Genomic DNA, 24,755 nt, shown 5'->3' on the forward strand with positions numbered 1-24,755 from the left:
CTTTGACTCCGCTCAATTCCGCGCGCACCATCGCGCGCAATAACAACAGGGAGCAATTCGATGATCACCCGTTTTCTGACTTCGGTCGCGGCGCTGGGCCTGACCGCGGGCATGGCCGCCGCCGAGTACAAGCTGACCATTCTGCACACCAATGATTTCCACGCCCGGTTCGAGCCGATCAGCAAGTATGACAGCGGCTGCGGGGCCGAAGACAATGCCGAAGGCAAGTGTTTCGGTGGCACCGCCCGTCTGGTCACCGCGATCGAGGCCGCGCGCGCGCGAGCCGGAAACGCAATCTTGGTAGATGGCGGCGACCAGTTCCAGGGCACGCTGTTCTATACCTATTACAAGGGCAAGGTTGCGGCCGAGTTCATGAACAAGCTCGGCTATGACGCGATGACCGTGGGCAACCACGAATTCGACGACGGCCCCGAGGTGCTGCGCGGTTTCATGGATGCGGTAAGCTTTCCGGTCCTGATGTCCAATGCCGATTTCAGCGGCGAGGAACTGCTGGCCACCAAGCTGTTGAAGTCGACGGTGATCGAGAAGGGTGGTGAAAAGATCGGCCTTATCGGCCTGACGCCCGAGGATACCCATGAACTGGCCAGCCCCGGCCCGAATATTTCGTTCTCGGACCCGGTGCCTGCCGTGCAGGCCGAGGTCGACCGGCTGACCGCCGAGGGCGTGAACAAGATCATCGTGCTCAGCCATTCGGGGTATGGCACCGACCAGCGCGTCGCGGCGGAAACAAGTGGTGTCGATGTGATCGTGGGCGGGCATTCGAACACCTACCTGTCCAATGTCTCGGACAAGGCCTCGGGCCCCTATCCCACCGTGGTCAACGGGGTGCAGATCGTTCAGGCCTATGCCTATGGCAAGTTCCTTGGCGAGCTGAACGTCACCTTTGATGACGCCGGAAACGTCACCGAGGCGGTGGGCGAGCCGCTGATCATGGACGCCGCCGTATCCGAGGACGCCGCCACCGTCGCACGCATCCAGGAACTGGCCGTGCCGCTCGAAGAGATCCGCAACAAGGTCGTCGCAAACGCCGCAGCCCCCATCGAAGGCAGCCGCGATGTCTGTCGGGTGCAGGAATGCCAGATGGGCAATCTGGTCACTGACGCCATGCTGGAGCGCGTCGCCGATCAGGGTGTCACCATCGCCATCGCCAATTCGGGCGGCCTGCGCGCATCGATCGACGCGGGCGACGTGACCATGGGCGAGGTGCTGACCGTGCTGCCGTTCCAGAATACGCTGGCGACCTTCGAGGCCTCCGGGGCCCTCATCGTCGAGGCGCTGGAAAATGGTGTCAGCCAGGTTGAAGAGGGCGCGGGACGCTTCCCGCAGGTCTCGGGCATCACGTTTACCTGGGACGGTGCCCAGGCGCCGGGCAGTCGCGTTGTCGAGGTTATGGTGGCCAGCGAGGACGGGTATGTGCCGCTTGACCCGGCAGGGACCTATCTGGTGGTGACCAACAACTATGTCCGCAATGGTGGCGACGGCTATGCCATGTTCTCGGGCGATGACAAGAACGCCTATGACTACGGGCCCGATCTTGCAGATGTGACAGCAGAGTATCTTGCCGCCAATGCGCCTTATCAACCCTATGTGGACGGGCGGATCACCAAGAAGTAAGCGGCAGACCCCGACCTAGCCCAATTCGGGCCAGAGCCGGGGGTCGAGCCCCGCGATGAAGGGCGCAAGCATGACCTCGTGCTTGCGCCATTTGCCGACCGAGCGCATATGCACCGGCTGGCGCAACTGGCTGGCGCTGAGTGTCAGCACCTGGCCTGCCGCCTGATCGGGTCGCGCCATCTCGGGCACCCAGTCCAGACCCAGATGTGCGGCCAGCCGGTGGCTGGCGCCCTCCACATCCGCCACCAGATCCTCGTAAGCCAGATCCAGAATGCGGCCCGGGAACACGGCATGCCAATGCGCCATCATCCGGGCATAAAGGTTGAATCGATGCGCCATGGCGCTCAAGTCATAGGCATAGTTCAGCGCCGAGCCTGCCAGATGCGCCTGCCACAGCGACAGCGCCAAATCGCGCGGGTCGCGCCGCAGGTGGATCACCCGCGCATCCGCCCGCGCCGTCAGCAGGAACCCCACCAGCCGATAGTTCTCGGGCATCTTGTCGGTATAGAACCGGGTGCCGTCGGGCAGGGCGGGCAGGCTCTCGGCCTCACCTTGGCGGAAGGTCGCGCGGGCCTGATCATCGAATGGCAGGCTGCCGTTGATCAAGGGGGCCAGCAGCCGACCCGGCGCGATGCGCTCGCCCAGCGGATGGACCGCCGGATGCGCTCCCAGCATCGCCTCGGTCAGAGAGGTGCCGGATCGCGGCAGGCCCAGCACATAGACCGGCGCCACACCGTCGCCAGGTCCGTCATAGTCCGCGCCCGGTTCAAACCGCGCCATCAGCGCCTCGCTCAGCCGCGTGTCGGCCCCGGCGTCATAGGGCATCAGCCGTGCCATCGTGGCATTGGCACGGGTCAGGTGTTTGGCAAACCCGTCCTCGTCTCTCGCTTGCGCGGCGATCCGGGCCAACGCGAAATGCAACTGCCCCTTGGCCGGGCCGCTGTCATCGGCGGCCTTCAGCGCCGCCAGCGCCTGTGGGATCAAAGCGGCGTTTTCCGCACCTGAATTGATCTGCGCCAGTTGCTCCAACGCCTCAGGTTGTCCCGGCGTAATCTCCAGCACCGCCCGGTACTGTTCCTTGGCGGCCTCGGTCTGACCCTGCTCCACCAGCCGCATCGCCAGCGCCAGCCGTGCCGGAACATGGTCCGGGGCCAGTGCCACCGCCTGCTCTGCCGCCGCACGCGCCGCTTCCGGCCGGTCGGCACGCGCCAGCGGCAGCGACAGCGCAATCAGCGCCTCGACATTGCCTGGTTCCAGCTCTGCCGCGCGTTCGAGATCGGCCAGTACCCCCGCCTCGTCACCTGTTTGTACCAACAGCCGTGCCCGCAGCAGATACCCGCGCGCCTGCCCCGGAAACAGCGCGATGACCCGGTCCACCGCAGCTTTCGCTGCCACGTCATCGCCCCGTGCCATTCCAACCTGCGCCAGCAGCGCCCAGGCCCCAGCGTCCTGCGGGTTCGCATCGGTCAGCCGCCGCAGATGCATGTCGGCCTCGTCCGTGCGGCCCAACAGCACCAGCGTTTGTGCCAGGTTCCGCCGGGCGTCTTGGAAATCGGGGGCAAGCTTCAACGCCAGCTGGAAATGCGGCAGTCCGGCCTTGTGCCGGCCCAGGCCGCATTCGGCGATCCCGGCGATGTTCATCCAGCCGGGATGTGTCTTGTCGGCTTTCAACCCCTTGCGGGCCAGTCGTTGAGCGGTGCGGAAGTCGCCGCCCTGGACGGCGCGCTGTGCCTGAGAGATGTCGTTCTGCACCTTAAACTGTCTCCGTTACAAGATGAGCACAGGTTTAGGGTGCAAGGCGCGGGGCCGCAACCGCCGCGGCCTTGGACACGCGGGTTGACGCAGGGCGGGAAGATCATACAATTAACGTAATAGTTAAATAAAAGGTGCCCCATGAAATTGCATGTCTTTCCTCCGTCCCCGAACTCTCGCAAGGTGCTTGTGGTCAACGCCCATCTGGGTCTGAACCTGCCGCTCGAGATGGTCAATCTCGCCACTGGTGAACAGCACGCCCCGGGTTTTGTTGCCTTCAACCCAAATGCCACGGTGCCGGTGCTGGAATCTGATGACGGCAGCACGCTTTGGGAATCGAACGCCATCATGGCCCGGCTCTGTGCCGAGACGGAAACCGCGCTTTGGCCGAAATCCGAGATCCGCTATGATATCCTGCGCTGGCAGTACTGGGAGACTGCGCATTGGACGCCTGCGCTCTCGCCGTTTATCAGCCACCATATCTTTGGCCAGATGGATGCCGATCTGGAAGCCGCCACCACGCAGACCGCCAGATACGCGGCCGTTCTCGATACGCATCTGGCCGGGCGCGACTGGCTGGTTGGCGACGGGGTAACGCTGGCCGACATCTCGGTCGCCTGCATCCTCAGCCTGCGCGATCAGTGCCAGTATCCGCTGGACGGCTTTGCCAATATCCACCGCTGGATCGCTGCGGTCGAAGCACTGCCGGCCTGGCAGATCGCCGAGGCTCAGATGCAAGAGGTGCTGGCCAAGGTGCAGGCGGCCTCGTAACCTGCCGCCATGTGCGGACGGATCGCCAATACCCTGCCCAGCGACGCCATGGCGCGCCTGTTTCAGGCGCAGCCGGCCAATGACCTGCCATCGGTGCCGAACTACAATATCTGCCCGACCAACCCGGTGCATGTGGTGCGGGCGGGGCCGGGCGGGCGACACCTGTTGGCGATGCGCTGGGGCTTCCTGCCGCACTGGTACAAGACCGAAACCGATGGCCCGCTGCTGATCAACGCCCGGGCCGAGACGCTGGCCGAGAAACCTGCCTTTCGTGCCGCCTGCCGCCAGCGACGCTGCCTGATCCCGGCCACGGGATTCTATGAATGGACGCGACCGAGCGGAGACGTGCGCCTGCCCTGGTACATCCATCGCCGCGACGGTGCGCCGATCGCCTTTGCCGGGATCTGGCAGGACTGGGGACCCGAGGGCGCGCGCCAGCCCACCTGCGCCATCGTCACCACCGCCGCCAACAATCATCTGGGTAAGCTGCATCACCGGATGCCGCTGATCCTGGAAACCGAAGACTGGCCGCTCTGGCTGGGGGAGGCGGGCCATGGCGCTGCCCGGCTGATGCATCCCGGCGCCGAGGAGGTGCTGGACTATCACCGCGTCGACCCGGCGGTGAATTCGAACCGCGCCAGTGGGCCGGATTTGATCGAACCCTTCGACGGGTGATCTTTCGCCCGTTCGCAAAGGGCGCTACACCGCGCGCATGGCTCTTGAATTCACCACGCTCCCGCAGCTCTATGCGCATGGCAATGACGCCGTCATCGACGTTCGCAGCCCGGCGGAATTTGCCGAGGATCACCTGCCCGGCGCGATCAACCTGCCGGTGCTGGATAACGAAGAACGCGCCCGCGTCGGTACCATCTACAAGCAGCAAAGCCCGTTTCTGGCGCGCAAGCTGGGCGCGGCGCTGGTGTTCCGCAACGCCGCGACCCATGTGGAGCAGAGCCTGTCCCATCACGAGGGCAACTGGAGACCACTGGTCTATTGCTGGCGTGGCGGGCAGCGGTCCGGCTCGTTCACCTGGATGCTGCAACAGATCGGCTGGCGGGCCGAGGTGGTGGCGGGCGGGTACCGCAGCTATCGCCGACTAGTGAACCGGTACCTCTACGACGATCCGCTGCCGCACAGGCTGGTGGCGCTTGATGGGTTCACCGGCACCGCCAAGACCGAAATCCTGGCCCGGCTGCCGGCGCTGGGCGTCCAGATGCTGGACCTCGAAGGGCTGGCCAATCATCGCGGTTCGCTGCTGGGGGCGCGTCCCGGCGGCCAACCTGGGCAGAAGGCGTTCGAATCGGCGCTGGCGGCGGCGCTGTGCAGGCTCGACCCAGCGCGCCCGGTGGTGGTCGAGGCGGAAAGCTCCAAGATTGGCGAACGGATCCTGCCGCCCAGCCTTTGGGCCGCGCTTTGTGCCGCGCCCCGGATCGAGATCGAGGCCCCGGTCGCCGCCCGCACCGCCTATCTCACCGCCGCCTATGACGATATCCTGTCGGATGCCGAGACCCTGACCGCCCGGCTCGACCCGCTGCGCTATCACCGGGGGCATGCGGTGGTCGAGGGCTGGCTGGCCCTGGTCGCGGCAGGTGACAAACACGGGGTCACTCGCGCCCTGATGGAGCAGCATTACGACCCGGCCTATCGCAAATCCCGCGCCAGCCATGCGGTGCAGGTTGCGGCGTGTCTGCGGTCTGACACACTCGACGATGCAGGCATTGCGGCGCTGGCGGAACAGGTGGCCGCAGCGCTGGATAACCTCTGACTGCTGCAAGTGGGGGCGCTGCCCCCGTCGCGGCGGGCCGCGACTCCCCCGGAGTATTTGGGGCGAAATGAAGGGCTGAGCCTCTGCTGCTTCTTTCTGGTTGGAAATACTCCGGGGGGAGTCGCCCGCAACGGGCGGCGGGGGGCTGGCCCCCCGTCAGCGGGCGAGGCGCAGGCCAGGCGTTTCGGTCAGCGAGCCGATCCGGGCGGCGGGGTAGTCTGCCTTTAACAGCGCCGCGAGGCAGGCGTGGGCCTGACCGGGCGCGACAGCGGCCAGCAGGCCGCCCGCGGTTTGTGGGTCAAAGAGCAGCGCCGCCGCGCCGGTGGCGGGCAATTCCGGTACCAGCATCCGGTTTTCGCCGAATATCGACGAGCGGTAACCCGCCTCGGACAGCGACAGCGCGCCGGTCATCAGGGGCACCGCCGCAAGGTCAAGCTCCGCCCCGGTGCCCGAGGCCTCGCACAGCCCGTGCAGGTGGCCGGCAAGGCCGAAGCCCGTAACATCGGTCATCGCATGGGCCGCACTCAGGATGCGGGCGGCGGGGCCCTGGTCTGTGGTCATATGGGCATAGGCAGCGGCCACGTCCGCACCCGGCGCGCGGCCCGCCATCTCGGCCGCCATCAGCACACCGCTGCCCAGTGGTTTGGTCAGGATCAATACATCGCCGGGTTTTCCACCCGCCAGAGTGATCGGGGCCTGCGTGCACAGGCCTGTCAGGGTAAACCCGATGGTCAACTCGTCCCCGACCGAGCTGTGGCCGCCGACAATCTCGGCCCCGGCGGCGCGCATCACCTCGGTTGCGGCGGCCATGATCTCGGCCAGGCTGCGCTGTTGCAGCTCGGGTGACAGGCGCGGCAGGATCACCGTGGCGGTGGCCGCCTGCGGCGCCGCGCCCATGGCCCAGATATCGCCCAGCGCGTGATGGGCCGCGATGCGGGTCATCAGCACTGGATCCTCGACCAGGGCGCGCAGGTGGTCCGAGGTCATTACCTGCAGGACACCGCCAGTTGACAGCAGCGCCGCGTCGTCGCAGGGCAGCGGGGTGATATCGTTGCGTACCGCGCCCGGCAGTGGCGCCAGCGCCGCGCGCAGGGCGGCGCGCCCCACCTTGGCACCGCAGCCGCCGCAAAGCGGTTTGTCCCCCAGCGCCTCGCTCAGCCCGGCGCTGTGAAGCTCGGGCAGGGCGGGCTGGCCCATCTGCGGCAGGTTACGGAACCGGTCCATGAATGTCCGGTCGATCCGGTCCTTCCATCGCCACATGGCGGGCCCCGCAAAGACACGGCCCCATTTCTCGGCAAGGGCGGATTTGCCGCCCAGCGAGATCAGCTTGAGGTAATCGGATTGCGGGCGGTAGGGGCGCGGATGCCCGGCCCCCAGCGCTGCGCGCAGATTGTCATAGAGGACCGGCGCCTCGCGCACCGCGTAGACTCCGGCCTTGGGGCGCGGCGTGTTGGTAAGATGAGCGCAATCTCCGGCGGCAAAGACCGCCGGGTCGCTGGAACGCAGGCAGGCATCGACAGCGATGAACCCCTCGTTGGTGTCCAGCCCGGTTTCGGACAGCCAGGGATAGGCGCGCGCGCCGGCGGCGCCGGTGATGAAATCGGCCTCGACCCGGCGGCCATCGCCCAGCTCGACCGCTTCGGCGGTGATCCGGGCAATCTCGACCCCCTCCACCAGGGTCACGCCCAGACCGGCCATTGCCTGGCGGACACGCGCGGCGGCGCGCGGGCCGAGACCCGCCAGCACGCGCGCGCGGTCGATCAATGTCACCTGACTCGCGCGGCCCCGGCTGCGCAGGGCATGGGCCATGGCCATCACCAGTTCGGCCCCGGCGACGCCGCCACCGATCACCGCCACCCGCGCCGGGCCCTCGCCCGCAAGATAGGCGGCCCAGCGGGCGGCGAAGGGCCCCAGCGGCTTGGCCGGGATCGCATGATCGGCAAAGCCCTCCATCTCGGGCATGGCCGAGGTGATGCCGACATTGAGCGAGGCCACGTCAAAGCTGATCGGTGGACGCCCGGTCACATGGATCTCGCGCCGGTCCAGATCGATCCCCTGGGCCGCACCCAGCACCACCCGCGCGCCCGCGAAGCGCGCCAGTTGCACCAGGTCGATATCCAGCGCCGCGCGCTCATAGTGACCGGCCACATAGCCGGGCAGCATGCCCGAATAGGGCGCGGTTGGACCGGGATTGATCACCGTCACCCTTGTGCCCGCCAGCGGCATCATCCCCCATTTGCGCAGCACCAGCGCATGGGTGTGGCCGCCCCCGATCAGAACAAGGTCGCGGGTGCGGGGCAGGGGCGGTGTGTGCATGATGTCAGTTGGCCGTATGCTCTGGTGTGTCGTCGTCGGGCGCGACCGCATGGGTGGCCCATCTACCATCCCCACCGGTCGGCGGTAGGGTTTCGGGCGTTTCATGCCGGTGAATGTGCCATTTGGCAATGAACAGCGCCGTGACCGGCGCCGTCAGGAACAGAAACAGCGTGATCAGCAATTCATGCAGCGAGATGTGATCCTCGAGCGTCAGAGAATGCAGGATCGAGGCGATCAGGACCCCGCCCACCCCCAACGTGGTGGCCTTGGTCGGCGCGTGCAGGCGCGACATCGGGTCCTTGAGTTTGATCATCCCGAACGAGCCGACAAAGCCGAACACCCCTGACACGATCAGGAAGAAGGCGATGGCGATTTCCCAGAATTGTTCCATGCTGCCCTCACTCGATGATATTGCCGCGCAGCATGAAGCGCGCATAGGCCACGGTTGAAACAAAACCCAGCATGGCGATGATCATGGCCGCCTCGAAGAAGATCTCGCTGCCGATGGCCAGGCCATAGAGGATCATCAGCGCGATGGTGTTGATAACCATCGTATCCAGCGCCAGCACCCGTGTACCGACCCCGTCGGCGGTGATGATCCGCCACAGGCACATCATGATCGCCGCGCCGAAACAGGCAAAGGTGAAATAGATCGCATAGGTCAGGATCATTCGAAAATCTCCTTCAGGCGGCGTTCATAGCGCTGCTTGATCTCGTCGCGCACTGCCTCCGGGTCGGGCGCGTCCAGGCAATGCACCAGCAGGTTCAGGCCGCGCTCGGACAGGTCGCAGCTGACGGTGCCGGGGGTCATGGTGATGGTGCCTGCGAGCACGGTGATCGCCTCGGGGCTGCGCAGTTCCAGCGGGATCGAGATCCAGGCCGGTTTGCGGTCTGCGTCGCGCTTGAACAGGATGATGCTGGCCACGGTGACATTGGCCACCACGATATCCCAGAGCACGACCAGAATATATTCCACCACCATCGGCCAGTTGCGCAGCTTGGGTCGGTCCGGCCAGTAGGGCTGGGTGATGAAGGGGATCACGATCCCCAGAATCAGCCCGAACAGCACCGAGTTGAGCGAGGGCGCGTTGGCCAGCAGCACCCAGACCAGCGTCAACAGCAGGGTCAGATGCGGGTGTGGAAAGATGCGGCGCAAGAGTTTCATTCTTCATCTCCCGTCAGCACGGCGTCGATGTACCCCTGCGGCGCGTAAAGCTGTTCCGCGGTGGCGCGGGTATAGTCCATCATCGGTCCGGCAAAGAGGGTGACCGCCGCGAGTCCGGCAACCAGGCCGAACACGGCGGAATAGGTCAGACCGGGCATCGGCTCGGGTGCGGGCAGGTTGATCACCTCATCCTCGTTTTCCGGGTCCGGCTCGGTATTGTGGCGCTCGTCATGGCTTTGCCAGAAGATCAGCGACCCCGCTCGTGCCAGCCCGACGATGGTGATGAACGAGCTGATCAGGATCACCGCCCAGATCGCGGCGAAATCTCCCGCATCGCGCGCGGCGTCCATCACCAGCAGCTTGCCGACGAAGCCCGACAGTGGTGGCATCCCGGCCAGCGCGATCGAACCGATAAAGAACAGCACCGCGATCAGGCCGGATTGCGCCATCGGCGGCATGCCGTCAATGCGCCCGCCCTGACGCTCCATCACCAGATCGGCGACCAGGAACAGCAGCGCGGCCGCCAGGGTCGAATGCACCGCGTAATACAGCGCCGCCGCCGTGGCCTGCGGGGTGAACAGCGAGACCGCGATCAACAATGTTCCCATCGAGGCGATGGCGCCAAAGGCCGCCAGTCGAGCGATATGCTGGGTGCCCAGGATACCAATGGCGCCCACCGCAAGCGTGATCAGAGCGGCAGGCAGCAGCCAAGCGCCCGCCAGCCCCTCGGCAATCGCCAGATCGGGGCCAAAGACCATCGTATACATGCGCAGGATGGCATAGGCGCCGACCTTGGTCATGATCGCAAACAATGCCGCCACCGGCAGCGGCGCATTGGCATAGCTCGCCGGTAGCCAGAAATGCAGCGGCAGCACCGCGGCCTTGATGCAGAACACCAGGAGCAGCAGGACAGCCCCCACGCGCAGCAGGGCGGTATCCTCGGGTGGCAGTTCGGCCACCCGCACCGCCAGATCGGCCATGTTCAGCGTGCCGGTCACCGCATAAAGCGTACCGAGCGCGAACAGGAACAGGGTCGAGCCGAGCAGGTTATAGGTGACATATTGCACCCCGGCCTTGAGCCGCACCGCGCCGCCACCATGGGTCATCAGCCCGTAAGAGGCGATCAGCAACACCTCGAAGAACACAAACAGGTTGAAGGCGTCGCCGGTCAGAAAGGCGCCGCAGACCCCCATCAGCTGGAACTGGAACAGCGGGTGGAAATGCCGCCCGCGCTTGTCCCAACCCGATCCCATCGCATAAAGCACCACGACCAGTGCCAGCAGAGATGTCAGCAGCACGAACAGCGCCGACATCCGGTCGAGCACCAGCACGATACCAAAGGGCGCGGGCCAGTTCCCCAGCTCATAGACTTGAACAACGCCGGTCGAGGCCTGCGCGGTCAGCGTCAGCGCGATACCGACCAGGCCGACGGTGCCCGCGACCGAAAAGATGCGCTGCAAATCAAGGTGATAGCGCAGCACCATGATGATGAAGGGCGCCAGCAGCGCGGGCAGCACGATGGGGGCGATGATCCAGTGGTTCATGCGTCCTCTCCCGCCGCGTCGACACTGTCCTGCGCGCTCATGTCGATCCGGTCATCGCGCGACGACAGATAGGCGCTGAGCGCGATCATCACGATCACCGCCGTCATCCCGAACGAAATCACGATTGCCGTCAGCACCAGTGCCTGCGGCAACGGATCGGTATAGGCGACCTCCTTGTACTTGTTCAGTACCGGCGGCGCGTTGAGCGCGAGCCGCCCGGTGGCGAAGAGGAACGCGTTGACCGCATAGGTCAGCAGCGACAGGCCCAGGATCACCGGAAAGGTGCGCCGGCGCAGGATCAGGAAAATGCCGGCGGCGGTCAGAACGCCCACGGCGGATGCAAGAAGCGCTTCCATCTCAGGCCCCCTTTTCCGTATCTATGGTCTTGCCCTTTTCGGCCATCTTCTGCTTGGTCTCCTCGACGAACTGGCGCAGCGCCTCACGCGCGGGGTTGATATCCATCGGGAATTCCTGGGTCATCCCCGGCTGCCAGGCAAAGCGCGACAGGCTTTCCAGCGTCAGCATCACCGCGCCCAGCACCGCCAGGAACACGCCGGTGTCAAACAGCATCGCAGTGGCCCATTCGAACTCCTCCAGAGGCGGCCAGTGCAGATAGCCGAAATCGCTGGTCAGGAAGGGCATGTCATTGAACCAGGCGCCCAGACCGGTGGCAGCCGCGATCAGCACGCCCCAGCCGATGGTGGCGTGGTAATAGAACCGCTGCCGCTCGGCCGCCCAGGTAAAGCCGCTGGCCATGTATTGCATCAAGAAGGCGATGGCGACCACCAGACCGGCGATGAAACCGCCGCCCGGCTGGTTGTGGCCCCGGAAGAAGATATAGGCCCCCACCATCAGCGCGATCGGCATCATCACACGCGTCACCACCACCATCATCAGCGGATGCGCGTCGCCCGATTGCGGCCAATGCGGCTTGCGATTGAGCAGATAGGCCCGCACCTTGGTGGCCAGCACGCTTTCGGTCAGGGCAAAGATCACTAGCGCGGCGATGCCCAGCACGATGATCTCGCCAAAGGTATCAAAGCCCCGGAAATCCACCAGGATCACGTTAACCACATTGGTGCCGCCGCCGCCCTTGTAGGAATTGGCCAGGTGGAACTCGGAGATCGTCGGAAAGGCGAAATCGCGCAGCATCAGCGCATAGATCAGCCCGCCCGCGCCGATACCCGCGACGATCGAGATCGCCGCATCGCGCAACTTGCGCCCATTGGTGCTGTCCACCGGCGTTTCCGTCGGCATGAAGTTCAGCGAGAGCAGCAGCAGGATCATCGTCACCACCTCGACCGAGATCTGGGTCAGTGCCAGGTCGGGGGCCGAGAGATAGTTGAACGCCATCGACACGATCAGGCCGACGACCCCGATCAGCACCAGCGACAGCAGCCGGTTTCGGTGGAACCACATGATCGCAAGCGTTGCTCCCACCAGACAGACCCAGCCGATGATCGGCAGGATCGGTGCGGGTAGCGGCACTCGGGTCGGTGCGCCGATGTTGCCGCTGGCATAGGCGTAATAGCCGATGCCCACGGTAAAGGTGACCATGATGGCCGCATAGCGGCTGATCACACCGTTGTGCAGCCCGTCGGTCACCCGGTTCGACAGCGCGGTCAGCGCCTCGATCACCGCGTCAAAGATGACCTTTGCCTCGGGCCGGGGCAGGGCGTTCCAGAACCGTTCAAGATGCCGGTGCAGTGCCAGCAACAGCAGGCCTCCCAGCACCGCCACGATGGACATGTAGAGCGCGGGCGTGAACCCATGCCAGAGCTTGAGCTTGAAATAGGGCAACTCGCCGCCGATCACCGCCCCGGCGGCGGCCTTGACCAGCGGCCCCGCCACGGTGGCGGAGTTCAGGCCGATGATCACCACCAGCACCACCAGCAGGGCGGGCGACAGCCACAGGCCCGGGCCGGGATCATGCGGGTTCTGCGGATAGCTTTCGCGCTCGGGCCCCAGGAACACATGCGCGATATAGCGAAAGGAATAGGCCGCCGAGAAAAGTGCCGCGAAAACCGCCAGCGCCGGCACCACCACATGACTGTCCAGCCAAACGGTGTGGAACGTCTCTTCCAGCATCATCTCCTTGCTGAGGAACCCGTTCAGCGGTGGTATCCCCGCCATCGACAGGGCCGCGATCAGTGCGATGCCAAAGGTGATAGGCATCAGTCGGCGCAGACCGCCCAACAGCTTGATGTCGCGGGTGCCGGTTTCGTGGTCGATGATCCCGGCGCTCATGAACAGGGCGGCCTTGAACGTGGCGTGGTTGATGATGTGGAACACCGCCGCAACTGCCGCAACCTTGGTGCCAAAGCCCAGCAGCATGGTGATCAGCCCCAGGTGGCTGACCGTGGAAAAGGCCAGCAGCGCCTTCAGATCATCCTTGAACAGCGCGATGACCGCGCCCACCACCATGGTAACCAACCCGGTGGTGGCCACGATATAGAACCACTCGGGCGTGCCCGCCAACACCGGCCACATGCGCGCCATCAGGAACAGCCCCGCCTTCACCATGGTGGCCGAGTGCAGATAGGCCGACACCGGCGTCGGCGCTGCCATCGCGTGCGGCAGCCAGAAATGGAACGGGAACTGCGCCGATTTGGTGAAACAGCCCAAAAGGATCAGGATCAGTGCCGGCAGGTACAGCGGCGAGGCTTGGATCGCCTCCTTGTGTTGCAGGATCACGCTCAGGTCATAGGACCCGGCGATATGGCCCAGGATCAGCATGCCCGCGATCATCGCCAACCCGCCCGACCCGGTCACCGCGAGCGCCATGCGCGCCCCCTGGCGGCCTTCGGGCAGGTGCTTCCAATAGCCGATCAGCAGGAAGGAACTGAGCGAGGTCAGCTCCCAGAATACCAGCAAAAGCAGGATGTTGTCGGACAGGACGATGCCCACCATCGCGCCCTGAAACAGCAGCAGATAGGTATAGAACTGCCCCATCGGATCATGCCGCGACAGATAGAACCGGGCATATAGGATGATCAGCATGCCAATCCCCAGGATCAGCGTTGCAAACAGGAATCCCAGACCGTCCAGCATGAAATTGGCGTTCAGACCCAGACCGGGCAGCCAGTCGAACCTTGCCGTAACCACTCCGCCCGACAACACGGTCGGGGCATGGATCATCAGACCGGTGAAGGCCAGAAAGCTGGTCAATCCCGCCGCCGAAGCCGAAGCGTTGCGTCCCGCCCGGATCAGCAGGGCAGGGAAGATTGCCCCGAGAAAGGGTAGGGCGGCGATGAGGAAAAGGGACACCGTCGATTACTCCGCTGCTGGTTATTCTTGTTTCCGCTTTGCAGCGATAATTTATGTCCTTGGCCGGTATTGCAAGGATGCAAAGCCCGAAGTTTCGGCGCGACAGAATGTTTCATGTATTCCGGACTGACGTTTTCTTGATCATTCAGGTGCCACTCCAGGCGCGCGGCAGGGACCTGCCCGTGTTAGAAACAGACGAATTCGACAGAAAGGACGCTGCTTTGACCGCATCCACGATGCTTGCCCACCGGGTTGGCCGCCGGGCCGTGCTGGTGCTGGGCGCCGCTGCGCTGACCGGATTTGCCGTGCGGGAATACCTGCTGACGCCCGAGGATTTCACCGGTGGCGCCCTGAGCGTGGAAGAGGCACATGCGCAGGCCATCGCGGGCAAGGTGCTGCTGGTCGATATCCGTCGTCCCGATGAATGGGCCTCGACGGGGCTCGGTGCGGGGGCGCACCCGCTCGACATGCGGCGAGAGGATTTCGTGACGGCGCTCGACGAATTGGCCGAAGGCGACCGGACCCGACCCATCGCGCTGATCTGCGCCCGCGGGGTACGCTCGGCCCGATTGGCCAACCAACTGGCACAGGCCGGGTTCACCGGCATCATCGACGTGCCCGAGGGTATGCTCGGCTCGCGCGCGGGGTCGGGTTGGCTGCGCGCTGGACTGCCGGTCGTGGCCCATGCCGAGGCTCTGGAATGAGGAGCGCGGCGGTTCTGGCTCTTCTGGCCGGTCTCTGGGGGCAAGGCGCGCAGGCGGGGTGCGCGGCTGAGGCAGCCCCCTGCGAGACCGCAGACGGCACATATCACATCGCCGTGCCCGAGGCCGAGAACCCGCCGGTCCTGATTTTCTTGCACGGTCATGGCGGCGAGGGCGCGGCGACCCTGCGCAATGCGCGGCTGGTGGCGCCCTTGCTGGCGCGCGGCTGGGCTGTGATCGCGCCTGATGGCCAGTCCCGCGCCCCGGGTCGCCCGCGCAGCTGGACCTTCTTTCCCGGATGGGAGGGACGGGACGAGACCGCTTTTCTGACCCAGGTTCTGGCCGATGCCAGCGCGCGCTTCGGGCTCGATGCCGAGCGGGCGGTGCTGGGCGGGTTTTCGGCTGGCGCCTTCATGGTGACCTATCTGGCCTGCGCCACGCCCGGAGCCTATCGGGCCTATGTGCCGGTCTCGGGCGGGTTCTGGCGCCCGCAGCCCGACAGCTGTGCAGGTCCGGTGCACCTGTTCCAGACCCATGGCTGGGCCGATCCGGTGGTGCCGCTCGAAGGGCGTTTCCTGGGAAGTGGCCGGTTCCAACAAGGCGATATCTTTGCCGGGCTGGAACTGTGGCGCCTGACCAATGGTTGCGTCGAGCACAAGCCGGACGGCTTTGATCAGACTGGCCCTTTTCTGCGCCGCCGCTGGCAGGGATGCAGCGGCGGTTCGCTGGAATTCGCGCTGTTTCCCGGCGGCCATACGGTGCCCGAAGGCTGGGCCGATATGATGGCCGACTGGGTCGAGGCGCTGCCCGCGCCCTGATCCCTCACTCGGCCGGGTGAATCCGGCTGCCGCGTTCCAGCAAGGTCTTCAGCTCGTTGCGATAGGCGCGGGCGCTGCGGGTGATCGCGGGCTCGCGGAACTCTTCGCGCATGCCGATCAGCCGCCGCGCGGTGCCCGCCGACACGCCCGACAGCGCCGAAAGCGGCACCGCCAGCGCCAGGCTGAGCGCGATAGGTGCCAGCCAGACCGATACCAGCCCCAGCGCGATGCCGGTACTCAGCGCCAGCCCACTCACCGTTTCCAGCGCGTGGCATTTGACCAGCGTGGCCAGCCCATAGGTGCCGCCGTCGCGGGCCTGTGGTGACCAGCCCTTCTGGATGCCCAAGAGCGTGCGAAACACCGCGATCATCTGTTGCACCATCAGGATCGGCGCATAGAGGATCGACAACACGACCTCAGACAGGAAGGACAGCATGAAGCGGCCCGCACCGCCGAAATCCGAGTAATGCGCGCCGCTCAGCGGCAGCGCCACGATGCCCAGCAGTTTGGGCAACAGCAGCATTGCATACATCACCACAATGATCAGCACATGCCGGCCCTCGCTCATCTCGGGCCATTGCGGGAACAGCGGGTTGTCGGGGCTGAAATACTGCAGCACCGATCCATCCTGCCCATGCCCGATCAGCGCCCACATCACCAAAAGGGCAAACCAGATCGGCGACATCAGATAGCCGATCGCGCCGTGGAACATGTGAAACCGCGAGACCGAGCGAAAGCCGCGCGCGGTCAGCAGGTTCAGGTGCTGCAGATTGCCCTGGCACCAGCGGCGGTCGCGCAGTACGTGGTCGATCAGGGTGGGCGGGGTTTCCTCGTAAGAGCCCCGGATGCGCGGCAGGAAGCGCACCGACCAGCCAGCCCGGCGCAACAGTCCGGCCTCGACGAAATCGTGGCTCATGATCAGCTTTTCGCGCCCCGACAGCGAGCGCAGCTTGGGCAGGCCCGCGCAATTGGCGAAGGCGGCGGTGCGGATGATCGCGTTATGGCCCCAATAGTTGCCTTCCTGCCCGCACCAGCGGGCCATGCCCTCGGCAAAGGCGGCGCCATAGACGCCATTGGCGAATTGCTGCATCCGGGCAAAAACCGATTGTGCGCCAATCAGTTGCGGAAAGCTTTGGATCAGCCCGGCGCCGGGGTCGCGGGCCAGCGCGTCGGTCAGCCGGACGATGGCGCGACCGGTCATCAGGCTGTCGGCATCCAGCACCAGCATCGCGTCCCAGTCGGCGCCCCAGCCGGCGACCCAATCGGCAATATTGCCCACCTTGCGGTCGGTGTTTTCCACCCGGCGGCGGTAGTAGAGCGCCAGATCCGGTGCCAGCGTGGTGCGCAGCGCCTCGACACTGGCCTGTTCCTGCGCGGCAATGGCGTCGTCGCGGGTGTCGGACAGGATGAACATGGCGTATTCATGCTGGCCGCCGCGCGCCTTGAGTTCCTCCAGCATGGTGCGGGCATTGCCCAGAACATACCAGGGCACCTCGTTATAGACCGGCATCAGCAAGGCCACCTTCAGCGGCTCGGCCCGGCCTGCGCGAGTTCGTGCGGGCTGCCGCGACAGCGACAGCATGCCCAACAGAACTGTGCTGACCGCAAAGGCGATCCAGAAGAAGTTGAACGAGATCAGCGCCAGCAGCACCAGCTCGATTACCGAGATGCCGCTGTCCGAGAACCAGTCGCCCATCAGCCAGACCAGCGCCAGCGTCGCTGCCATGGCGGGCGAGAAGGCAACCACCCGCCACAGCGCCACGTCCTGCGGCGCGGTGTCGGATGGGGCCTGCGCGTCGCGGAACCCGGCGCTGAAATCCTGCGCGCGCATGTCGAGCGGCGCGCGGGGCGGCATGATATGAAGATCGTCGCGCATCACGCGGTCCACCTGTAAAGCCAGACTTCCGACGCCGGTTCTTTGTCGTGGCGCAATTGCGCGCGCAATTCGACCAGAGGTGCCTCGCCCGGAACAAAAGAAAACGCCAGTCGCATCCCACCGGTATCGGGGTTGCGTTGCAGAACCGGCGGGGCGATTTCGGTATGGGGCGACTGCACGATCGGTTCCAGCGCGTCGACATCGTCGAACAGCGGGCTGGCTTCGAAGTCGATGACGACCAGACGCCCCTCGCCAAAGGTCTTTTCGCCCATGGCGGTGCGGATCACCCGTGGCAGCGGCGTGCGGTGCGGTTCCTCGCCCCAAGTCAGACGATAGGACAGCGAAATCTCGCTGCCGGCGGCATAGGGGGTCGCGGGGCGCCAATAGGCGACGATATTGTCATAAATCTCCTGATCGGCGGGGATCTCGACCAGGGTCACCGCGCCCTTGCCCCAATCGCCATGCGGTTTGACCCACAGGCCGGGGCGGCGGTGGTAATGCGCCTCGAGATCGGCAAAATCGGCAAAGTCGCGTGCCCGCTGCATCAGGCCGAACCCGCGCGGGTTCTCGTCGACAAACGACGAGATCTGCAATGCGCGCGGATTGGCCAGCGGCCGCCAGATCACCTCGCCCGCGCCGTTTCGGATCATCAACCCGTTGCTGTCATGCACGGCGGGGCGGAAGTCGTCGAACCGGGTGCGATCGGTGGCGTCGTAAAGGAACATCGATGTGAGCGGGCCGAGGCCCACATGGTCGACGTCCTCGCGGGCAAACAGCGTCGCCTCGACCTCCATCACGGTATCCTCGCCGGCGGTGACCTCGAACCGGTAGGCACCGGTGACCGAGGGGCTGTCCATCAGCGCATGCAACACCATGGCGCGCTGGCCCGGTTCGGGACGTTCCAGCCAGAAGCGGATGAAATCGGGAAATTCCTCGCCCATCGGATCGCCGGTCTTGAGCGCGAGACCGCGCGCCGACAGGCCATAGGCCTCGCCCAGGCCGATGGCCCGAAAATAGCTGGCCCCCTGAAAGACACAGAATTCATCGGTCTCGCCGGGGCGGTGCATCTCGGTGCGCAGACGCAGGCCGGAGAAGCCGAGTGCCTCGTCGGCAGGCAGCGGCGGCACCTCGGGTCCGGTATCGAACATGTCCATTTCAAAGGCCACCGGGCGGGTCATGCCGCTCTCGACCGCCTCGACCTGAACGGCGCGCGGGAAATAGAGACCGGGCGCGAAGAAATCGACGCTGAACGGGGTCTCGGTCCCGGCCCACAGCCCGTGGTCGATGCGGAACCGGATCGAGCGGTATTGCTCATAGGTCAGCGCCTGCCAGGGCTCGGGCACGCTAGGGCGTGGCGCGTAAGCGCGCGTTGCCAGATCGCGCGCCATGGCGGTCACCATCTCGCGCTCGAAAGGCTCGGCAGGTGCAGCGGCAAAGGCGCGCGGCACCAGCGCCAGAGAGGAGACAGAGGCCAGAAAGAAACGGCGAGACAGCATCATGTGCGGGATTTCCAGGGATGCGATTTGAACCAGGCGGCGCCATAGGCAACCGCTGCAATCAGGGCGAAGCCGAACAGGTTGACGGCAAGAACGCTGAGCGCATCGCGTCCGGCGATGTCGAGCAGCACGCCCAGCAGTCGAGCGGCGGCCATAGAGAAGACGAAGACCGCCAGCGATTGTTGGCCGACCTTGAGGATGACGTTCAGCACCATCTGCCAGGCCCGCGCCACTGCGCCATCGCCCTGCGGCAGCAACCGCGCGCCCTTGTCGCCTGCGACGACCCAGCCCAGATAGGCCAGCGACAGGAAATGGACATAGCGCAGCAGCGCGAAATCGGTCTTGTCGCGCAGCTCTCCGGTCACTTTCCAGGTCTCGCGGATCGGCTCGCTGACGGTGGAGTTCCAGGCATCGACCCAAAGAAACACCTTCCAGGAGCCGAACGGGGCCGACAGTACCACAAACAGCGCCGCCGCCCAGATCAGCGCCTTGTGGACGGGGGGAGCCGGGATCCAGCCGCGCATGAAGGCAAAGCCGGTAAAGAACAGCAATTGCCAGCCGAACGGGTTGAAGAACCATTGCCGCTCGGACCAGGGTTCCGCCGGCAGCGCCAGCGCACCGGTCTGGGCCACCGCCCAGATCAGCACCGAGGCCAGCGCCATCGCCCAGAACCCGACCTGTTTCAGCCCCATCATCAGCGGCATCATTGCCAGAACCACCAGATACATCGGCAGAATGTCGAAGTAGTTGGGGACGTAGGTGAGCGTAAACAAGCCCACGATCTGCGACATCGGATCGCCAAAGAAATGCTGCAGGTTCAGCCCGTCTACATAGCTCTTTTCAAACAGGCCCGAGAGGTCCAGCGCTGCCATGCACATGGCGGTGAAAAAGAACAGGCCAATATGCGCCCAATAGACCTGCCAGACCCGGAACGCGATACGCGCGGTGCCCATCCACCAGCCCCGTTTCAGAAAGGCGCCGCCAAAGGCGATGGCCGAGGCCATGCCCGAGCAGAAGACAAATATTTCGGTCGCGTCGGAAAAGCCGAACCGCGCCGGGATCCAGCCGGCCCAGGGGTTGCTGGGAATATGGGCCACCAGAATGATGAACATCGCGATGCCGCGAAAGAAATCCAGCCGCAGGTCGCGGGTTCTGGCGGCCGTGGCCACAGCGCGGTGCGCCGTGGCTGTGGGGGCGAAATCAGAGGCGGGCGAAATCGTCGCCATACGTCCTTGGTCCTTCTGTGTCACTCGTCATTCCGCGGGAACGCTGTGAAAATTGCGGTCGTCGCGACCCGCCTCGATCAAGGCCCGGCGGGCGAGGGCATAGCTATCTTCATGACCGCCGCGTTTGGCGCGACGGTCGTCCAGCACCCGCTCGACTGCGTCCAGACGCCCCGCCCGAAGGCCCGCGTCGATGGTGATGCGTTCGAAAACGTCGCGCTGGGCGTGACTGCCCCCGGCCAGCTGCATGCTGCCGCGCGCGGCCAGCAGGTGGTCGAAGGCTTGGCCATACTGCCCCTCGCCAAAGGCTTCGAGCCCTTGTGCTGCGGCCAGTCCGGGGTCGGCCATGCGGCGCGTGGTGTCGCACTGGGCCATGTCTGCATCGCGCTTGATCCGGTGCAGCATTCGCGAGATGGCGTCTTCTCGGGTATCCCCGGTCAGGGCCAGCAGGTAATGCAGGTCTGCGAAGATCAGGCATCCATCCTCGGTGCGCGCGGCACTCAGATCGGCCAGTTCTTCCCAGCGGTCTCCGACATTTACGCCTTCGAGCTCGAGCCGCGACAGCAGCGAGGTGGCGTTCGATATGTCCCGATAGTCGTCTGTCTTATCCTTGCGAATCGCTGAATCGTAGAGATCGAATACCTGATCAATCTGGCCTTGGTCCAGATGCATAAGTGCCTTGTGCCACCAGACGTGGTAACGAAAATTGTTGCAATGGGACCAGGCCGACTCGCGCCCGGCCAGCCATTCCAGGCCTTGTTCGGATTGTCCTTTCATTTCATGGACATGCGCTACCGCATGCAGGCCCCAGGCGTCGTCCGATACCATCCACAGCGCCTGCCGTCCGGCGATCTCTGCCTTGTCGTAGGCGCCGGTTTCCTCCAGCGCGAAGGCATGGCAACCCAGCAGGTATCCGCGCCCGGCGTGATCGGGGGCATAGGCGGGCAGCACCCGCTCGATCGAGCGGCGCATTCCGTCGGGATCGCCCAGTACGAATCGGGTCGCATGGCTCAGCTTCATCGCCAGCGTGTCCTCGGGATGGGTGCGCAGGATCGCCTCGAATTCCTGAACCGCGCGGCTGGGGCTGCCTGCCAGCCAGTGGCGCAGCGCGGCCAGGTAATGCGCCTCGCGCGGCGTCACCGGGTGCGCATCGGCCGCGCGCTCGGCGGCGGCCATCGCGTCGACCGCGACCGGCGTCATCTCGCGCCGGCCCAAAAGCAGCATGAACAGGCCCTTGATGGCATGGCCCAGGGCAAAATCGGGCTCCAGTTCCAACACCCGCGCCAGATGCTGCGGGGTAACTGACGCATGGGCCATGAAGCCCAGCAGAACGCCGTCCCACGCCTCGGCGCTGTCCGCGCGGGTCAGGCTGTTGGTCTGTCCAAAAACATCGTCTCTCATACCGGGTCCGTTCCTTGCAAAGGGGGCAGTTCGCGCCTTTGCCAAGTCTATTGGAGCCCCGTATCAGGATCGACGCCGCTCGCGAATTGGTGAAAGCGCGTGTGCGGAAAATGGGGGAAAAGCCGCCGAATGCCCCTGTTGTTTCAGCAATTTGCCGCCCAGGGACAGGCGATGTTTCAGTCTGCGAACGGATCGTCCGAGGAGAGCACGGATTCGGTGTCCTGCCCGCAGCGCGGCGGCGCCCTGCGATAGGTGACAGGGGTGCGCGACAGTTTCAGCGGATTGCCGATCAGGTGCACCGGGCCGGGCTCGGCCTCCATGTCGATCTGCATCTGCCGGGCCGCGACCTGATCACTGGCAAAGACCTGGTCGATGGTCTGGACCGGCCCCACCGTGACCTTGAGCGCCTCGAGCCCGGCAATCACCTCGGCCATGCTGCGCGCCGCCAGCGCCGGACGCAGCAAGGCATCCAATTCGGAGCGGTTTTGCAACCGCGCCTGGTTGGTGGCAAAGCGCGGGTTGTCTGCCAGCGCGCCCAGGTCCAGAAAACCGCAGAACCGACGGAACTGGCTGTCATTGCCCACCGCCAGCACCACATGCCCGTCCGAGGTGGCATAGACGTCATAGGGCATGATGTTGGGATGAGCATTGCCCCGCCGCTGGGGCAGGGCGCCGCTGGTCAGGTAGTTCACGCCCTCGTTGATCATCCAGGCCACCTGCGCATCGACCAGCGCCAGGTCGATATGCTGGCCTTCGCCGGTGCGCTGGCGGTGATGCAGCGCGGCGAGGATCCCCACGGTTGCATACATGCCGCACATCACGTCGGCGATGCCCACGCCCACCTTCATCGGGGCGCCCTCGGGCTCTCCTGTCAGGGACATCACGCCGCCGAACCCTTGCGCCATCAGGTCATAACCCGGTTTCGAGGCATTGGGGCCGGTCTGGCCAAAGCCCGAGATCGAGCAATAGACGAGGCCGGGAAACTCCGGTCCGAGGCTGGCATAGTCCAGCCCGTATTTGGCCAGCCCTCCAGGTTTGAAATTCTCGATCAGGATATCGGCATGGGCCGCCAGACGCCGGATCTGTGCCTGCCCCTCGGGCGTCGAGATATCCAGCGTCACCGATTTCTTGTTACGGTTGGCGGCCATGAAATAGGCACTCAAATCGCTCGGATTGCCATCCGCATCAGTCACATAGGGCGGCCCCCATTGGCGGGTGTCGTCACCGCCCGAGCCGGGGTTCTCGATCTTGATAACATTGGCGCCCAGATCACCCAAAAGCTGGGTACAGGTCGGCCCCGCCAGAATGCGGCTGAGGTCCAGCACGCGCACCCCGTCGAGCGGACCCTTTGGTTGCTCAGATCCGGCCATCGTAATCTCCCCGTGAAATCTCGGCTGCGATCACCGTGAACCGGTCTGCCGCCTGCGCCGCCTCCAGCGCCGCGCGCAACTCTGCCCGCGAGCGCACGGTGTGTCCATGCCCGCCAAAGGCGCGGCCGATGGCGGCAAAGTCGTGATGTCCGAAATCGACGCCCCGATTGGGCAACTGGCGGCCGCGCTGCTTCAGCTCGATCAGCGACAGGCTGGCATCGACAAAGACCAGAAAGATCGGGTTGCCGCCCATCTCGGCAGCGGTGGACAGCTCTCCGGCGACCATCAGGAACCCGGCATCGCCCGAGAAGCTGATCACCGGGCGGTTCGGTTCGGCCAGTTTCAGGCCAATTGCCATCGGCAAGGCGCAGCCCATGGTGCACAGGCCCGAGGACTGGATCAGCCCGCGCGGCTCGTCACAGCGCCACATCTGGCTGAGCAGGATGCGATGGGCGCCGCTATCGGCGGTGGCCAATGTGCCTTCGGGCAGGGTGGCGCGGGTCTCGGCGATGATCGCGGCGGGCCCCCACTCTTCGTCTTCGGGAAAGGCGCGGGCCAGAGCGTCGCGGGCCGCCTGCGGTTGGCCCCCGGGCCAGGTAGGGTGCCCCGGTGTGCCTTTGGCGATGGCCTCCAGCGTGGCGCCGGTATCGGCGACGATATTGATCCCGGCTTGATGCATGTAGTGGTCGTTGACCACCGCTGAGATGTCGATCACCCGCTGGCGTTCGGTGTCCCAGACCTCGCGCCAGCCGGGGCGCATCTCGATCGGGTCATAACCAAGGCACAGGATCAGATCGGCGGCCTTGACCAGCGGCAGCAGGTGGCTGTCGGCCAGTGGTGACAGGCCCGCGCCGCCCAGGCAAAGGCGATGATCCTCGGGCAGGATACCCTTGGCCTTGTAGGTGGTCACAAAAGGAATTTCGAAATGTTCCAGAAAGGCTTGCAGGACACATTTCGACCCGTCCGCCAGCACGTCGAGGCCGATCACCGCCAGCGGGCGGCGTGCCTCGGCGACCCATCGGCGGGCGGTCTCCAGACAGGTGCCACCGGGCGCCACCGGGGCCGCCGGGGTCAGCCGCCGCCGCCTTGTCTCGCGCACCGGGGTATCGGCCACGCCGATCGGCACGTCGATATGAACCGGGCCGGAGCGGGGTTGCGTCGCCAGCGACACCGCCTTGTCGGCGATGATATCCGAGCCTTCGGCGGTCAGGCGGAAACTGCCCTTGGTGATCGGGCGGAACACCTGGGCATGGTCCATCACCTGATGGGTATAGGTCAGCGCCTCGTCGGCATCGACACAGCCGGTGAGCACGATCATCGGTACCCGGTCCTGCAGCGCATTGGCGACGACATTGACCCCGTTCATCGCCCCGGGCCCCAGCGTCGCAAGCAGGATCGCGGGTGCGCCATCGCGGTGGTGCACCGCCTCTGCCATGAAGCCTGCGGCATTCTCATGCTTGGCCAGATGAAAGGTGATCCCGGCCTTGTCCAGCGCATCGACCAGCGTCAGCACCTCGCCGCCGGGCATGCCAAAGGCATGGCGGCAGCCCGCCTCGTACAGCCGCCGGGCCAGCAGGTCGGCAGCGCGGGGAAGGGGGTCTGACATGGTGGGGCTCCGTTAAAGGGGTCGGTTCTGGCCGAGATTGCGGAGCCTG

20 protein-coding genes are annotated in these 24,755 nt (G+C 65.3%); 6 read left to right on the plus strand and 14 right to left on the minus strand.

Translation table 11 applies throughout. The annotated features are described in order from the left end of the window. The first annotated feature begins 60 nt into the window (after window positions 1-60). Window positions 61-1,635 (plus strand): bifunctional metallophosphatase/5'-nucleotidase, encoded by a 1,575-nt coding sequence (locus AC2FL1_RS08230; RefSeq protein ID WP_496824718.1) that lies wholly within the window; start codon window positions 61-63, stop codon window positions 1,633-1,635. Between the two features lie 15 nt (window positions 1,636-1,650). Here the strand turns inward: AC2FL1_RS08230 and AC2FL1_RS08235 are convergent, their stop codons facing one another. Then, window positions 1,651-3,387 (minus strand): sulfotransferase family protein, encoded by a 1,737-nt coding sequence (locus AC2FL1_RS08235; protein WP_496876584.1) that lies wholly within the window; start codon window positions 3,385-3,387, stop codon window positions 1,651-1,653. 141 nt (window positions 3,388-3,528) lie between these two features. Here AC2FL1_RS08235 and AC2FL1_RS08240 point away from each other — a divergent pair, with 141 nt between their 5' ends. The 3 genes from AC2FL1_RS08240 to mnmH are packed head-to-tail and all read left to right on the plus strand — an operon-like array spanning window position 3,529 to window position 5,923. Continuing rightward, complete coding sequence (locus AC2FL1_RS08240) at window positions 3,529-4,158, plus strand: glutathione S-transferase family protein (protein ID WP_496876585.1); 630 nt, start codon at window positions 3,529-3,531, stop codon at window positions 4,156-4,158. 9 nt (window positions 4,159-4,167) lie between these two features. Next, window positions 4,168-4,833: an SOS response-associated peptidase gene (locus tag AC2FL1_RS08245; protein ID WP_496824712.1), complete on the plus strand. Its 666-nt coding sequence runs from the start codon at window positions 4,168-4,170 to the stop codon at window positions 4,831-4,833. 37 nt (window positions 4,834-4,870) lie between these two features. Further along, window positions 4,871-5,923, plus strand: coding sequence for a tRNA 2-selenouridine(34) synthase MnmH (gene mnmH / locus AC2FL1_RS08250; protein WP_496876586.1), 1,053 nt, complete (start codon window positions 4,871-4,873; stop codon window positions 5,921-5,923). 156 nt (window positions 5,924-6,079) lie between these two features. Here mnmH and selD read toward each other — a convergent pair whose 3' ends face one another. From selD to AC2FL1_RS08285, 7 genes are read right to left on the minus strand one after another with little or no spacing between them, the layout of a single operon-like run. Next, window positions 6,080-8,239: a selenide, water dikinase SelD gene (gene selD / locus AC2FL1_RS08255; RefSeq protein WP_496876587.1), complete on the minus strand. Its 2,160-nt coding sequence runs from the start codon at window positions 8,237-8,239 to the stop codon at window positions 6,080-6,082. Between the two features lie 4 nt (window positions 8,240-8,243). Next, window positions 8,244-8,630 carry a Na+/H+ antiporter subunit G gene (locus AC2FL1_RS08260; RefSeq protein WP_496876588.1) on the minus strand — a complete coding sequence of 129 codons (387 nt, stop codon included), beginning with the start codon at window positions 8,628-8,630 and terminating at the stop codon, window positions 8,244-8,246. Window positions 8,631-8,637: 7 nt separating this feature from the next. Next, entirely contained in the window at window positions 8,638-8,910 is a 273-nt protein-coding gene (locus AC2FL1_RS08265) for a K+/H+ antiporter subunit F (protein WP_235776030.1), read from the minus strand. Then, window positions 8,907-9,404 (minus strand): Na+/H+ antiporter subunit E, encoded by a 498-nt coding sequence (locus AC2FL1_RS08270; protein ID WP_496824707.1) that lies wholly within the window; start codon window positions 9,402-9,404, stop codon window positions 8,907-8,909. The genes AC2FL1_RS08265 and AC2FL1_RS08270 overlap by 4 nt, the downstream gene beginning before the upstream one ends. Further along, window positions 9,401-10,948 (minus strand): monovalent cation/H+ antiporter subunit D, encoded by a 1,548-nt coding sequence (locus tag AC2FL1_RS08275; RefSeq protein WP_496876589.1) that lies wholly within the window; start codon window positions 10,946-10,948, stop codon window positions 9,401-9,403. The genes AC2FL1_RS08270 and AC2FL1_RS08275 overlap by 4 nt, the downstream gene beginning before the upstream one ends. Beyond that, window positions 10,945-11,304 (minus strand): Na+/H+ antiporter subunit C, encoded by a 360-nt coding sequence (locus AC2FL1_RS08280; RefSeq protein WP_234138862.1) that lies wholly within the window; start codon window positions 11,302-11,304, stop codon window positions 10,945-10,947. The genes AC2FL1_RS08275 and AC2FL1_RS08280 overlap by 4 nt, the downstream gene beginning before the upstream one ends. A 1-nt stretch (window position 11,305) precedes the next feature. Beyond that, window positions 11,306-14,215: a monovalent cation/H+ antiporter subunit A gene (locus tag AC2FL1_RS08285; RefSeq protein ID WP_496876590.1), complete on the minus strand. Its 2,910-nt coding sequence runs from the start codon at window positions 14,213-14,215 to the stop codon at window positions 11,306-11,308. Window positions 14,216-14,451: 236 nt separating this feature from the next. On the opposite strand from AC2FL1_RS08285, the gene AC2FL1_RS08290 reads away from it, so the two are divergent. Further along, a complete protein-coding gene (locus AC2FL1_RS08290; protein ID WP_496876645.1) occupies window positions 14,452-14,919 on the plus strand; it encodes a rhodanese-like domain-containing protein in 468 nt (155 codons plus the stop codon). Then, a complete protein-coding gene (locus AC2FL1_RS08295; RefSeq protein WP_496876591.1) occupies window positions 14,916-15,734 on the plus strand; it encodes a CE1 family esterase in 819 nt (272 codons plus the stop codon). Before AC2FL1_RS08290 ends, AC2FL1_RS08295 begins: the two co-directional genes overlap by 4 nt. A gap of 4 nt (window positions 15,735-15,738) precedes the next feature. Here AC2FL1_RS08295 and mdoH read toward each other — a convergent pair whose 3' ends face one another. From mdoH to AC2FL1_RS08325, 6 genes are all read right to left on the minus strand, one after another. Next, window positions 15,739-17,610, minus strand: coding sequence for a glucans biosynthesis glucosyltransferase MdoH (gene mdoH / locus AC2FL1_RS08300; RefSeq protein ID WP_496876592.1), 1,872 nt, complete (start codon window positions 17,608-17,610; stop codon window positions 15,739-15,741). Then, the gene (locus tag AC2FL1_RS08305; protein WP_496876593.1) at window positions 17,610-19,109 is read right to left on the minus strand and encodes an OpgD/OpgG family glucan biosynthesis protein; all 1,500 of its coding nucleotides are present in this window, start codon (window positions 19,107-19,109) and stop codon (window positions 17,610-17,612) included. Before AC2FL1_RS08305 ends, mdoH begins: the two co-directional genes overlap by 1 nt. After that, window positions 19,106-20,332 carry an OpgC family protein gene (locus AC2FL1_RS08310; RefSeq protein WP_496876594.1) on the minus strand — a complete coding sequence of 409 codons (1,227 nt, stop codon included), beginning with the start codon at window positions 20,330-20,332 and terminating at the stop codon, window positions 19,106-19,108. The genes AC2FL1_RS08305 and AC2FL1_RS08310 overlap by 4 nt, the downstream gene beginning before the upstream one ends. A 27-nt stretch (window positions 20,333-20,359) precedes the next feature. Next, complete coding sequence (locus AC2FL1_RS08315) at window positions 20,360-21,730, minus strand: tetratricopeptide repeat protein (protein WP_496876595.1); 1,371 nt, start codon at window positions 21,728-21,730, stop codon at window positions 20,360-20,362. A 176-nt stretch (window positions 21,731-21,906) separates the two neighbouring features. After that, window positions 21,907-23,100: a CaiB/BaiF CoA transferase family protein gene (locus tag AC2FL1_RS08320; protein WP_496876596.1), complete on the minus strand. Its 1,194-nt coding sequence runs from the start codon at window positions 23,098-23,100 to the stop codon at window positions 21,907-21,909. Beyond that, on the minus strand, window positions 23,087-24,706 hold the full coding sequence (locus AC2FL1_RS08325) for a thiamine pyrophosphate-binding protein (protein ID WP_496876597.1): 1,620 nt from the start codon (window positions 24,704-24,706) through the stop codon (window positions 23,087-23,089). The genes AC2FL1_RS08320 and AC2FL1_RS08325 overlap by 14 nt, the downstream gene beginning before the upstream one ends. Window positions 24,707-24,755 lie beyond the last annotated feature (49 nt).

It is taken from the genome of Ruegeria sp. YKSF070 (assembly GCF_059612725.1).